The organism is Aulosira sp. FACHB-615 (assembly GCF_014698045.1).
Lineage (GTDB): Bacteria > Cyanobacteriota > Cyanobacteriia > Cyanobacteriales > Nostocaceae > Nostoc_B.
This window is the reverse complement of record NZ_JACJSE010000016.1, coordinates 16,161-29,365: the sequence shown is the minus strand read 5'-3', so window position 1 is coordinate 29,365 and position 13,205 is coordinate 16,161. Positions and strand designations below refer to the sequence as shown.

Here is a 13,205-nt window from a genome sequence, read left to right as displayed (position 1 = left end):
TTTGCGTTTTTTTATGGGTTGTTATCTGGTTCTGTATATTTGCAGAAAACGTTAATGCCGATTTTGAGGATATATAAGACTACAATTGTGGCGATCGCGGCATCAATAGGAATACCATGAACAGCCGCCACAGTGACTAACGAGCCAATAATACTATTAAGTAAAGCAGCACTACCAGGGTTTTTCGTATATTCTTTAATTTTGCCTTGTAAACCTTCATCGCCGCATATTTCCGCGCGAATTTCATTTAGGGTCAATTGTAATAAAGATTTATTTTTACCGAAAGCTGTTTTTCCAAATTGCTCTTGCCAAAGTTCATCAAAACTAGCTTCTAAATCACCGTTATTTTGTTGTAGAGTCGTGAGGGCTTTTTGTGCTTGCTCATCTTCAATGATTTGTTGCAGTTCTTGAATTTCGTTAGAAGATAATTGAGTAGTCATAATTATTGCTAATAAAGTATCTTATGGTTGATTGGTAAGTTCTTGAATTAACTGTTCAGGTGTAAGAATGCGGGGAGTAGTTACAGGAAAATCACCAGGATTGCGAGTAATGATAGCATCTAAATGATTAATTACTGCTGTGCTTTATTGAATCGCGTCTTCAAAATCTTTGAAATTAACATTTAATGCCATGTTAATTGTGTTACTGTCTACGGTAGCAATATGGCAGAATGTGACTAACTGTTTTAAATAATTAGCAGCCCACTCTCTACCCCTTGGACGACGAATAATATAATATAAATCACTAAAAATCGAGGCTGAAATATAACCTTCAATTAATCCATCCTCAACCATTACCAAAACTTGCTCGCTTGCGGCTAGGAAAGGTTCACGTTCCAGAGCATCATCAATAATGACATTAGTATCTAACAGAACTTTCACAGGTTATGCTTCTCCTTTAATGCTTCCCATCTCGCAGCATCAGCATCAAAGTCAGATGGAACAGGAGAAGTATTTTCAAATAAACCTGCAAATGCTTTCACTTTAGATTTCCGTCTTGGCTTGTCTGTTTGTGGTTCAGTGGAGACTTCTGCAAAACTTTCCTTAGACACAATTGGCTGCAAAATAATCACTTCCACTTCACCAGGGGCAATATTTAAAGGTTCGTCAATAATCAAATTACCTGATTCATCAATTTTGGCATTCAGTTTGTAGGCTTGCATACTGCTACTCCTTTTTGTTTCTAGAATAAAACACCGTTACTCTAAACAGCGTAATGTCTACGACAAACCGCACAGCGTCTACCCACTTACCAATCACTGCTGTTTGTTATCAAAGTCACGATGTTGATTCAAAACATTACAACGTTGGTGCAAAACATTACAACATTCATTCAAAACGTTACAACGTTGGTGCATAACATTACAATATTCATTCAAAATGTTACAACGTTGATTCAGAACATTACAACATTCATTCAAAACATAACAACGTTGATTCAAAACATTACAACATTTGTGGCAAATGCTTATATCTTCGTCACTAATACTTAAACAAAACTTATGAGTAAATCACCCTAAATTTTATAAAATGTTAACAACGCAAAAACCAACCCAGATAGCAAATGTTAACCAACTATATTCAAGCAGCTTTGCACCAGGCTACTTATGAACTTTTAGAAGATGGCACTTTTTATGCAGAAATCCCAGGACTGCAAGGATTGTATGCCAATGCTACCACACTTGAAACTTGCCGAGACGAGTTAAAAGAAGCTTTAGAAGAGTGGATTGTCTTAGGTTTACAGTTAGGGCATAGTTTACCCGTGATAGATGGAATTTCTCTTTCTATTAATAAGGATGTCGCTTAATGCCTACTTTTGGTGCAATCAGTCGGCGGGATTTGATTTATTACCTGAAACAACTTGGTTTTGAAGGGACATATTCAGGTAAAAAGCATCAATTTATGATTAATTAAGGGCGAAATGAAATTAATCATTCCTAATCCCCATGAAGGAGACATCAGTAAAAGTTTAATGGCAAAAATATTAAAACAGGCACAAATGAGTAAAGATGAATGGGAAGCACTCTAAAAAATATTGAGCTTGTTACCATCTACATCGATTTTATCTTTGAGTTTGTCAGCTTGTATAGTGTTTTTCAGTTTCCATACTCAGCAAGAAAAAGAGGTTACTGATAACTGATAACTGATAACTGTTACAGCCTATCTCGCGCCTGCCAAATTGCCTCACGCACTGCACCCGCGAACTCTTCACCCGTCACCTCGCGCCAAATAGCTTGAAACTGACTTTCGCTTAATTGCTTGAGCATACGGGCTAAACATTGAATATCTTCATAAATCCATTCTTTATTATGCTTATGCTGAATATCATTATGTAAGACTTGAATATAGAATTTCAAAGCATCAGCGTAATTATTCTGCTGCTCTAAAGTTTTACCATATTCCATAAGTGTTTGCGATATTTTATTACAGAATTGAAGCTCTATCCTAATATCAAGAGCTTTTTCAAAATAGGCTATTGCCTCATTAAAATTATTGTTTAGTTTTGCAAGTTCACCCAAACCTTGGTACTCATCTGAAGCATTAGACCAATCTTCTTTATCTTCATAAATTTGAAGAGCTTGGTAATAAAGTTGTTTTGCAAAATCTAGATTTCCTTGCATTTTTGCAACTTCACCTAACTCATGATAAATACCAGCAGCAAAATAATCATGTTTTAATTGTTCACAAATGTATAATCCTTGTTCATAATTGAAAATCGCTTCTTTGTAATCTCCTTTGTATCGTGCTACCACACCCAATTCTTGATAGAGACCTATCAACCTATGTAGATCACCTGCATCTTCATAAATTTTAAAAGCCTTTTGGTAATAATGAGTTGCAGTAGAAAAATTACCTTGTTGTCTTGCAGTTACTCCTAATTCATAATAAACCGCTGCTTCTTGATAAGAATCATTTGCATCTTTATAAATTTTTAGCGAATTTTGATAATAGGTATAGGCTGCATCAAAATCATTGCTTTCCCGTGCTATAGTCCCTAAATTTGCATAAGCAATTGCAATTTCATTAATGACAGATGAATCTTCTAATGCTGTATATCCATCTAAAATTTCTTGATGGATAACTCTAGCCTTCTCTATCTCTCCTTGTCGCAGATATTCTAGAGCATCAGCACTTTTTAAATATGTCCAAAATCCAAAAGCACTTTTATCATTGGCTTTAATCTGCTGCAAGGTTGTACCGATTTGAGTAAGTGCATTTCGTCGGAAGTAGCGATACTCTGCTGTCAAACCAAGAATATCATAAACTTGACCTAAAGCTCTTAAAATTTTAGCTGCTGCACTCCAATTTTTTTTAGTTTGTGCAAAACTTAAATAGTGCAGTAGGTTTGGTTCTTCAAATAATATAACTGTAGTTGCTCTATCAGCATTTCCTCTATCTTGTATATCATGAGCAGCCGCTAAAATTACATAAAAGAGCATTAATTTTGTCTCAAGTTCGTAAACTGCTTCGACATTTCTGTATTGGGATATTTTCTGGCGTAAATACCAAGGTAAAGCGGGATGAATTTCGTAAATACCATCACCAATATTTTCTACAATTCCTGCTTCTGCTGTCTCATTTAAAATCGTCAGCCAGTCTTCTATTTCTAAAATTTCTCCAAATATATTTTTATATGCTTGCCTAAAATTTGGGAAATTCTCCAATCCCAAATCTTTGAAAAAATGAGATAGCGTACCAATGTAAACCCGTTCTGAAAACAACGCCAAAAACGGTAAATGTCGCCGCGCCTTCTCTGACAACTTGGCAAAAGAATAATCTAACGACACCATTAACGACTTATCCCTACCTTCCTCCTCAGTACCTTTAAAAGTATCTAACCCCAGCCGCAACGCTTCAATTAACTGAGTCGGTGTCTGCGTCTTTAAATGCGGTAACACCACCCGCAAAGATAAGGGATGTCCACCCAGTAATTTCAATAACTCTAAATACTCTGCTGGTAGGTTCTTTCTCTCCACGCCTACCGTTTGCAAAATCTTGGCGGCGAACTCTTGGGCATCAACTTGAGATAATCCCTGCAAATTGATTAAACTATATCCACAATCAAGCCAAGGTTCTGCGCGGCGACTGGTAATTAATAGCCAAGATTTACCACCTTGTAATTCTTTGAGAAATTGTTTGAGATTGTTTCTTTCTTCTGCACTCAGTAAAGGTTCATTCCCCGTTGGAAAACCATTCACAGGTTCAAAGTTATCCCAAATCAACAAACAAGGCTGAGATTGCAAATATTTTAAGACGGCTCGTTGTTGTTGCGCTGCCTCATACTGGGAAAACTTATCACCCCAAACGACTCTTCCGACTTCGTTTATTACCCGAATTAGTGACGCGCCAGACTCGAAGGAGGTAAAAAATACCTGCATACGTCCTTGAGTTTCATCTAACCATTGGGCAAACCCTGTGGTTAGTTCAGTTTTACCCACACCTCCCATACCTTGCAACAGCACGATATTATTTTGGCGAAATGCTCGCTCTAACCGTAAAATTTCGTAGTCTCGCCCAATAAAACCGTAGCGTCCTTGTTCTGGAAACCCGAATAAATTGCTGATGGGTTCTGCCAAAAAGTCATCAATATCAGTAAAATCTTCTGTTTGATGATTGACTTTTGTAAACGGTGTGTAAGTTTCCTGCTGGTACAACACCGGAACCATCCAGTCAGCTAAGGGTAAATCACCTTTAGGACTGGGACGCAGACGTTGATTTATGACTTGTCGCCGTGCTGCTGCTACAGCATTGGATACATCGGTTCCCGTGACTAGTTGCTGATAAAATCTGCCGATGAAATGTTTGGCTGCTTCGGCTTGCACGTTATAAGCCATTGCAACTACGCCCTTTGTCCCCAAAGATACCAAGCGCGTCGCCACAGAAGAAAAACTACCATCTCCTTCCTGTGCTGATTTACAAGCATTCAACACAAAAATCGGCACACGGCAGTCATTTAAACTTTGGGCAATTTGGGCAGCAGTTATAATTTGGGGTGAACCATCGATATTTTCAAATACCAATACTCCCTGCCCCTTGCTACCGTAGGAATGTTGAAATCCGGTGCTGTTTTCGTCAAAGTCACCATGTCCATCAAAATGGACAATATGGTAAAAACCTTTCTGAGCATTTAGTTCTTGCTCAAATGCCTCAAAGCTTGGTGGACGCAGCACTTTCAGGTTGACATATTTTTGAATTGGTTTTAGGGCTTCAAGTAGAGGACGGGCGATAGTTTTTAAAGCGACATCTTTTTCGCCATAAGGACGGGAAACTACTAGTAAAATATTTAACTTGTCTTGGGGTAATTCTTGGGGAATGTATCGCACTGCATAACCGTTGAGACTGCGATACATTCCCCTTAAAGATGGTGCCAGAAATTGATAATCAGGGGTATACAGCAACTCCCAAGGCAAATTTAGTACTTTGGGATTATCAGAAGAAATATTAATTTCGCATTTATCTAGTCCTTCCCTTGTAGCTTCTTGAAAAAAATCCCAAGCTTTGGTGGTGCGGGGAAACACTAACTCAAATAACTGCTGTCCCCACGCTTGAAACTTTTGCTCGATTTTCTGGGCTTGCTCAGGGAAAATACCGTAAGGAAAATCTAAATACTCTTCTAAATACCAACGTAATTCGGTTAACGTCTGTTCATCAAATGGATGCTCAAAGGTGACTGGAGGTGCTGAACGTGGCGCAGATTGTTCTCGTTGCCAAGAAAGTTGGATTTTGTCATCTTGATGAGTAATCCGCAACCAATTCTGCGCCATAACTACCTCTACCACTGGTTAGTTAATCTGATGGTAACTTAACTCAGTAATTCACGTAGAGGTCGGCTGATTACGTAAAATCGATACTATTTTGATGGTTTGTTCCCAAGCTTTCTTGGCATTTGTGAACTTTATGATACTGTGCTGCGATCGCCTCTCAATCACCTGCTACTTCATTTCGCTGCACGATAGTTAGCATCTAACCAACAGCGAGGTAAGCTTTCCCCAGAAGGAAAAACGAGATTTTCTTTGGTAAAAGTATCAATATCTTGTTCTTCTTGACCTTCTTGGTCTTTTCCATGCACGATATTAACATTCGGGTCGATTAATTCTTGAATATCAGTAATTTTGACTAAATCGCTCGTATCTTTGATTTGTAGCAACATATAATTTATCTCCAAAAATATTTATCGAAAATAGGCAGTATGAAACACATCTCGCCTTGAACTAAAGTTCCAGGCTGATAGCTAAAGTCCACAAAGTGTGGACTGGAAGTTATTTTTAGTTGAGTCATCTGAAGATGACTCGATGCTCTGAGACTCGGAATTTATTCCAAGGCGGGACAGATGCACTACACGAATATTTGTGTTTACACCGTAGCATTTCTATGAATCAGAACTCATTGTTTCATTCAATGTTTAAGTCCTCTCCTTTTAAGGCTACGGTGTACACACAAGTCGAAAATAGGCAGTATGAAACGCATCCCGCCTTGAACTAAAGTTCCAGGCTAATAGCCAAAGTCCACTCAAGTGGACTATAAGATATTTTTAGGTGAGTCATCTTCAGATGACTTGCGCTATGAGACTCGGAATTTATTCCGAGGCGGGACAGATTCACTACACGATTTATAGGCATTCATATCTCTCACCTCCTAAGAATAGGGGTGTTAAAAGAGTAATTTATGGAATAATTAAAATCCCAAAATTAGAATTCTCGTTGATATTTTTCTAAAATATCCACCAGATTGACCTGACATTGCAGGGGTAGCAAATCAATTAGTGCTAGTTCTCTTCTCCCACCGCCTATCTTGACTGATATGGATTCTAATACTTTAGTTACGCGGTCTTCGTTGACATTATTAGAAGTGATTAAAGGATATAACTGTTCAGCGACAACGGTGTGCAGTTTGGCATCTGATAAATAAAGATGCCATTTGGCAATATCTATATAGACATTTTCGCCAATTTCCGATGCTAGGGCTTCTAGTAATTCTGCGGTGTTAGTCTTAGCCATAAAAATCACCCTATATTAAGAAAGAGCTAACGCTCTCAACCTATATATTATTATCGCTCAATTAATCAAGCTAACTCTACCCCCACAGGTTACATAAACCCTAACATTACCTGTACATCTTCAGGTGGATTTAGGCGGTGTGGAAGAATAGTTGGCGATCGCCGCGATATAAACTAAGTGTACCAACAACACTACTGCCCAACCTGCGGTTAAAAACGGCAACCACTCCCATTTAGCGGCTTTCAGGTTATGGAAGAACCAAAGACCAGAATTAATTGTCGCAGCTACAGCAACATGGACAGCAAAATTCATCCGGTCATCTATTCTACGAAATTCAGGATCACTGCGATCGGGTTTGCGAGGCCAACGAGGAGGCATAAATATTTATTACAACTTTGAATACACTTGATTATTTTAATGTGTCAGGATGCAAAGCTGTTAAATCTTTGTGACCTCAACTACAGCGACTTTAACTGAAAGAACTTGTGTAAGCAGACTCTATAGTTTTTAACAACTCTGGAATGTCATAAGGTTTAGCAATAAAATGAGCAATTCCCAAAGAAGAGGCTAATTCGTCGAGATAACCATGTGCTGTGGCTAAAACAACCGCTATTTTTATCCCTTGCGCCTGAATTTGCTGATATACTTCAATCCCGGAGAGCTTTGGCATTCTGTTATCTAAAATTAATAAATCTGGTTGCTCCTTAATCACTGTTTCTAAGGCTTCTTCACCATTTCTCGCTTCTTTTACCTCCCAACCTTCCTCTTCTAACAAAAAACTCAGCATCGCTCGACTATCATCATCATCATCGGCAATGAGGATTTTGCGCTTATCTGTATTGTTACTGTTCATCTTTGATTTTTGTGATTGGTAGATAAAAAATCTGGGAGGTTGGTGTTGATGGAGAGAGATTCAAGCCTGAATTAACAATGAAACTGACTTGAGCTATTTCAGTGTGAGGAATTACTTTAACTACTACTTTTACTATTCCACCTTTACCAGCACAATCAAAAGCTTGCCAAAAATAACGTAGCAATTGGCGTAAAAGGCTTCTAGGATCAGCCACTACGGTGATTGGTTCATACCATTCAGTAATTATTTGCACCTGACGAATTACAGCTTCCGTTGAGAGAAGATCCACTAAATCAGATATATTAGCAGTCAAGCACACAGGTTGGAATGTGCCAATCTCAAAGGATGCTAAATTGCGCCAGATTTCTGCACGGCGACGAAATATTTGAATTGATTGTTCAGCTTGACGCAGTAATTGTATCGCGTAGTCTAACCGATTAACTGCTACCATCCGCGAAATAACTTCCATTTTTAAGCGTGCAGCTTGATGTGCTTGGATGATATCTTGACGTAATTCTTCGAGTGGTTGATATTCGTTGGGGTTAGACTCTAGAACTCGCCGCACATCTTTTTCTAAGTGAGCAATTAATAATTCTGCTTCAATACCATGAGAAGCACATAGCAATATTTCTTTTAAGCGTTGTCTAGCATCTGCACGCCGGAGAGAGATACTCAAAACTCCGATAATTTCTTGTTTGTCATCCCGTAGCGGAATTCCCTGACAAGTGAACGGATGAAACCCCTCAATAAAATGTTCAGCACTAATAATTTCTATATAATCTGCTTCTGCTAATGGCGTACCAATACCATTAGCACCAGCTACAGCTTCCGATAGCAAAGAACCAGGCCCCGGAAAAGGTTCTGGCCCTTGTACAGTTTGTTTATCACCTACAACATCCAACACGATCGCTTCACTGTCGCCTAACATCACTGCATGACGATCAGTCCCCGCCGCCTGTGAAAGCATCCGAATATAAGGTGCAGCAACTTGAATTAAAGTTTGCTTTTGTTCTATTAAACGCTCTGTATCCAGGATTGAGAGTTTTTCAGCTTGGAGAGCCTGAGAGTTTGCGCCTTGGAGGTGCGATCGCTCCCAAGCACGATAAATATTCGAGCGCAACATCCGAGCCGGAATCGCACCCGTCGATTTGTATAAGCGTCGAGCTTCTAATACATCAACTTCTGAAGGGGACATAAAATCAACATCCCTTAGCTGATTAATTTCAGCTTGATACTTTCATCTTAAGTTGTTATAGCAACTTTTTTTGGATAACTCGCAAATTCTCCTGCTAACCTCAAAATAGAAGTAAACTTATGTAACGCAAAACCTTAATTTTTTATTTATCATTGAGCTTTTCTGATTGTGGTTTTTTCTCAAAAATAATCAACTTCGTAGCCAATAAAATTTATATCAAAATTGCCATATTACAACGTTAATTACAAATACGATAAATATCTTATCCTCTCAATATCAAATCCCATCAGCAATACATCAACCATTTGAGTGACATCTAAATTTATCTGTGTCAGCAATGATTATCCTATTTGATAGAGGAAGCCAATATCGTCAGTGGTGAATATGGTAATAACCATAAAAGATAGGTGGCAAAAATGGCTAAAGCAAACCCAGTAGAAATTCAAAAACACTTAAAAGGAATAGATTATCCTGCTAGTAAGCAAGAATTAGTTCAACACGCTCAAAAGCAAGGCGCAGATCGTAAAGTTCTATCATTATTAGAGCAACTGCCAGATAATGAAGAGTTTGAAAATCCCACCGATGTCAATAAAGCCATAGGTGAGATTGAATAAACTAGTCTAAAATTATTTGTGCGAGATTTTATTTTGGCTGTCATTAGTGATTTATTTTTTGTAATTACAAATGACCAAAGATAATAGGACTTACGCAACTGGCATATTTTTTCTGTAGGGTGTGTGACGCAACGAGAAGATTTGAACGTAGTCATAATATTTATAGCGTCACGCACCAACCACAAATTGTGACACTTACGTAAGTCCTGGATAAATAACTAATGACAGCCACAACGCAAAACTTCTCTAATTTACAGTTCTGATGCAGAATAATCTCCCGATTTCCCACCCGTTTTACTAACTAAATAAATTGATTCAATTTGAATCGACTTTTCCAAAGCTTTCGCCATATCGTATAAAGTCAACGCCGCAACAGACACAGCCGTTAAAGCCTCCATCTCCACACCAGTTTCCGCTTTGGTTTTAACCGTAGCTTGGATGTGATAACCGGGTAACTGAGAATCGGGGGTAATTTCCACAGTCACCTTCTGTAATGGCAGGGGATGGCACAAGGGAATTAAATTTGATGTTTGTTTGGCAGCCATAATCCCAGCTATCCGCGCCGTGGCTAACACATCACCTTTAGGCGTATTACCCTCTTGAATAGCATTGAACGTTTCCGTCTGCATCCGCACCCTCCCAGCAGCAACAGCCTGGCGTACTGTAGACGCTTTGCCAGAAACATCTACCATCTGCGCTTGTCCTTGGGAATCCAGATGACTTAACTCGGCAGAAAAATTTTTTTCAGAATTGTCTTGCATAGTTGGGGAATATGGTGCTACTATATTTTTCTGGTAGGGGCGTGTAGCTCAGTGGACTAGAGCACGTGGCTACGGACCACGGTGTCGGGGGTTCGAATCCCTCCTCGCCCGTTAAATAAAGCAAAAGTAAAAAAGCAAAAGGCAAAAAGATTATATTCTATTGCCTTTTGCTTTTTCAATTCATAATCTCTGTCATCTGAGAGATATAGTGTATCCGCACAATCATGGAATAATATCAATACTAAAGATTGATGTTTTCAATGGTGTATTAAATGTAAATTACTCTTGCCCAATTTAAAAAATTATTGTGTGAATAAATCTAAAGTTGTGATATGATTTGCCGTGTTTAGCCAATTTTACAATTTTTTTGATTACAAAACAAACTTAAACTCTATGCAGGGTAAACAAAATACTTTGAATACTCAATATCCTACTAACCAAACCTATCAATGATATCAACCAAAGATGTCAAGATTAGATTACGTGGTAGTTTGATTTATTTATATATCTATTTTTGAAATTATTATAGTTACTATTTTAAGAGGCATAGTGTGAAACAGTTTCTTTTGATCACGGATCTGGACTATACACTTGTAGGCGATGACGATGCAATGGCACAACTAAATCAGCAGCTAGATTTCCATCGTCAGCAATATGGTACTAAAGTTGTTTATTCCACTGGTCGCTCACCTTTTCTTTATCAAGAACTAGCATCAGAAAAGAAACTATTAGAGCCAGATATACTTGTTTGTTCTGTGGGGACAGAAATTTATATAAATGGTAGTCAAGACCCTGATTCTACATGGGCTGACAAACTTTCTCAAGCTTGGGATAGAAATTTAGTAAAAACAATATCTGCAACTTTTACTGAATTACAAGCTCAAGCAGAAAGTGAACAAAGAGATTTTAAAGTTAGCTATTTCTTAGATGAAAAAATAGCTGGACAAGTCGTACCAGAGTTAGAACGTGCTTTGTTAGAACAGGGATTAGATATTCAAGTTATTTATAGCGGTGGACAAGATGTAGATATTTTGCCACGTCATGCAAATAAAGGTATGGCAATGACATTTGTACGGCAACATTTAGAAATAGATGTAACCAAAACTGTTGCTTGTGGAGATTCTGGTAACGATATTGCTTTGTTTGCTCACAGGGAGGAGAAAGGTATCATTGTCGGTAATGCAAGACCAGAATTGCTAGATTGGCACAATGCTAACCCAAACCCAAATCGTTATTTAGCAACAGCAAAGTTTGCTAATGCTATTACGGAAGGATTGCAGCATTTTGGGTTTTTGGAATGATTAACTGAGTAAGATACAGAAAAAATATAATTAACCGCAGATGGACGCAGCGAAAAGTTTGCGCGTCCGGGTTTCCCGGCGCAAAACTTTTCAAGACAGATAAACGCGGACAAATCTGTATTATCTTCATGTCGAAAGAACTATAAATTTGGTTGAATAAACATTGATATATGAATTTTAGTTTTTTGCATATTTATAGAGAGGCAAAATTTCACCTCTCTACAAATTCAATCTTGCCAACGACTGAATATTTAACTCACGTCAACATTATTCAAAGAAAAGGCATCTTCACCATTTCCGATCGCAAAGCGTAAGGAACCAGTAAGACTTTTATTAGATAAGGTGAGAAAAATTAGTAGTGCTAAAAAAGTTAGTACTGCACTATAACCAAACATATTACGGTAGCCGAAAAACTCACTGAGATAGCCAAATATAGGCGCAGCGATCGCAATACCTAAGTCAAATCCAGCCATACAAATTGCAAAAACTTGACCTCGTTCTTGGGGTAGTGAACGGTCTGCCATCATCGTGACAATCATTGAAATCATCGTACCACCACCGCAACCTTCAGCGATCGCAGAGATTAAAAAAGCATTGGTACTATTAGCTTGCCATAGTAATGCACAAGCCAAGGTATAAGCCGCAATTCCAAAGGTAATGAACAAACCTCGACCGAAGCGATCGCTGGCTTTACCTGCAAACACCCTGATTGTAAAACTAGAAATGGCAGCAACTGTGAAAAACCAACCACCATTAAAATTTACCTCAGTAGATTTAATAAATAACGATACAAAGACATGCACCGCACCAACAGAACTACCCACCAGTAACATCACCAACGCCGGAATTCTCACCCTGGGACTCACCAAGATTTGCCAAAAATTACTATTTTGGCGTTCTGATTGTGGTTGTGTGTTGACGGGTGGATTGATGACTTGTGATGCACACAATAGTCCAATTACAGCAACTACGGCGGTAAACAAAAATAAAGGTGAGTAGCCAAAACTCGCTTGTAAATATCCTCCCAGTGCTGGCCCAATGGCTAAACCAACGGGTGCTGTTAAACTCATATAACCAATAATTTCACCACGAATAGCCACAGGTGCTAAATCAGCCACCAAAGCACTGAAACCAGTGGTAAATGCGGCAATGCTAATTCCATGAAAAACCCGCAGGAAGAATAATATAGGAATGGACGTAAATACTAAATAACCAAAAGGTGCGATCGCAGCTACGGTGAGTCCAATCAATAAAACCAGTTTACGCCCACGCTGGTCGGCAAGTTTTCCCAGCATTGGACGAAACAGCAACAACCCAATGGCAAAGCCACCCATAACTATGCCAATTTCTTGCTTACTACCACCCACATCTTGAATATATAAGGGTAGCGTCGGTAAAAAAGCAGCAGTGCTTGACCAGAATAACAAACCTGCCGCAAACAAAATCAGTAGGTTTCGCCGGAGTTCGGCATTAAATGTATTCAA

The 13,205-nt window shown here is 38.6% G+C and carries 15 protein-coding genes and 1 tRNA gene; 5 read left to right on the top strand and 11 right to left on the bottom strand.

Translation table 11 applies throughout. The features are described 5' to 3' along the window. Nucleotides 1-11: 11 nt before the first annotated feature. The 3 genes from H6G77_RS22260 to H6G77_RS22250 form a co-directional block, all read right to left on the bottom strand. Nucleotides 12-440 carry a hypothetical protein gene (locus tag H6G77_RS22260; protein WP_190872763.1) on the bottom strand — a complete coding sequence of 143 codons (429 nt, stop codon included), beginning with the start codon at nt 438-440 and terminating at the stop codon, nt 12-14. Nucleotides 441-584: 144 nt separating this feature from the next. Further along, the gene (locus tag H6G77_RS22255) at nt 585-881 is read right to left on the bottom strand and encodes a PIN domain-containing protein (RefSeq protein ID WP_313954515.1); all 297 of its coding nucleotides are present in this window, start codon (nt 879-881) and stop codon (nt 585-587) included. Beyond that, entirely contained in the window at nt 878-1,162 is a 285-nt protein-coding gene (locus H6G77_RS22250; protein ID WP_190872762.1) for a hypothetical protein, read from the bottom strand. The genes H6G77_RS22255 and H6G77_RS22250 overlap by 4 nt, the downstream gene beginning before the upstream one ends. Nucleotides 1,163-1,215: 53 nt before the next feature. Between H6G77_RS22250 and H6G77_RS22245 the strand changes: the two genes are divergently transcribed. Continuing rightward, the gene (locus H6G77_RS22245) at nt 1,216-1,359 is read left to right on the top strand and encodes a hypothetical protein (protein WP_190671219.1); all 144 of its coding nucleotides are present in this window, start codon (nt 1,216-1,218) and stop codon (nt 1,357-1,359) included. A 204-nt stretch (nt 1,360-1,563) separates the two neighbouring features. Continuing rightward, nucleotides 1,564-1,806: a type II toxin-antitoxin system HicB family antitoxin gene (locus H6G77_RS22240; protein ID WP_190588624.1), complete on the top strand. Its 243-nt coding sequence runs from the start codon at nt 1,564-1,566 to the stop codon at nt 1,804-1,806. Nucleotides 1,807-2,152: 346 nt separating this feature from the next. Here the strand turns inward: H6G77_RS22240 and H6G77_RS22230 are convergent, their stop codons facing one another. The 6 genes from H6G77_RS22230 to H6G77_RS22205 form a co-directional block, all read right to left on the bottom strand. Then, on the bottom strand, nt 2,153-5,764 hold the full coding sequence (locus H6G77_RS22230) for a tetratricopeptide repeat protein (RefSeq protein WP_190872761.1): 3,612 nt from the start codon (nt 5,762-5,764) through the stop codon (nt 2,153-2,155). A gap of 173 nt (nt 5,765-5,937) precedes the next feature. Further along, nucleotides 5,938-6,150, bottom strand: coding sequence for an acetyltransferase (locus H6G77_RS22225; RefSeq protein ID WP_190872760.1), 213 nt, complete (start codon nt 6,148-6,150; stop codon nt 5,938-5,940). 538 nt (nt 6,151-6,688) lie between these two features. After that, nucleotides 6,689-6,997, bottom strand: coding sequence for a DUF3181 family protein (locus H6G77_RS22220; RefSeq protein WP_190588621.1), 309 nt, complete (start codon nt 6,995-6,997; stop codon nt 6,689-6,691). Nucleotides 6,998-7,117: 120 nt separating this feature from the next. Next, nucleotides 7,118-7,375 (bottom strand): hypothetical protein, encoded by a 258-nt coding sequence (locus tag H6G77_RS22215; protein WP_190588620.1) that lies wholly within the window; start codon nt 7,373-7,375, stop codon nt 7,118-7,120. Between the two features lie 91 nt (nt 7,376-7,466). Next, complete coding sequence (locus tag H6G77_RS22210; RefSeq protein WP_190588619.1) at nt 7,467-7,850, bottom strand: response regulator; 384 nt, start codon at nt 7,848-7,850, stop codon at nt 7,467-7,469. After that, nucleotides 7,840-9,045 carry a sigma-54-dependent Fis family transcriptional regulator gene (locus tag H6G77_RS22205; protein ID WP_190588618.1) on the bottom strand — a complete coding sequence of 402 codons (1,206 nt, stop codon included), beginning with the start codon at nt 9,043-9,045 and terminating at the stop codon, nt 7,840-7,842. Before H6G77_RS22205 ends, H6G77_RS22210 begins: the two co-directional genes overlap by 11 nt. A gap of 416 nt (nt 9,046-9,461) precedes the next feature. Between H6G77_RS22205 and H6G77_RS22200 the strand changes: the two genes are divergently transcribed. Continuing rightward, nucleotides 9,462-9,659 (top strand): DUF2795 domain-containing protein, encoded by a 198-nt coding sequence (locus tag H6G77_RS22200; protein WP_190588617.1) that lies wholly within the window; start codon nt 9,462-9,464, stop codon nt 9,657-9,659. A 251-nt stretch (nt 9,660-9,910) separates the two neighbouring features. On the opposite strand, the gene moaC is transcribed toward H6G77_RS22200, so the two are convergent. Beyond that, nucleotides 9,911-10,420, bottom strand: coding sequence for a cyclic pyranopterin monophosphate synthase MoaC (moaC, locus tag H6G77_RS22195; RefSeq protein WP_190588616.1), 510 nt, complete (start codon nt 10,418-10,420; stop codon nt 9,911-9,913). 37 nt (nt 10,421-10,457) lie between these two features. On the opposite strand from moaC, the gene H6G77_RS22190 reads away from it, so the two are divergent. Both H6G77_RS22190 and H6G77_RS22185 read left to right on the top strand, forming a co-directional pair. Beyond that, nucleotides 10,458-10,531, top strand: a tRNA-Arg gene (locus tag H6G77_RS22190). 440 nt (nt 10,532-10,971) lie between these two features. Continuing rightward, on the top strand, nt 10,972-11,721 hold the full coding sequence (locus H6G77_RS22185; RefSeq protein WP_190872759.1) for a sucrose-phosphate phosphatase: 750 nt from the start codon (nt 10,972-10,974) through the stop codon (nt 11,719-11,721). A 251-nt stretch (nt 11,722-11,972) separates the two neighbouring features. Here H6G77_RS22185 and H6G77_RS22180 read toward each other — a convergent pair whose 3' ends face one another. Beyond that, nucleotides 11,973-13,205, bottom strand: coding sequence for an MFS transporter (locus H6G77_RS22180; RefSeq protein ID WP_190588614.1), 1,233 nt, complete (start codon nt 13,203-13,205; stop codon nt 11,973-11,975).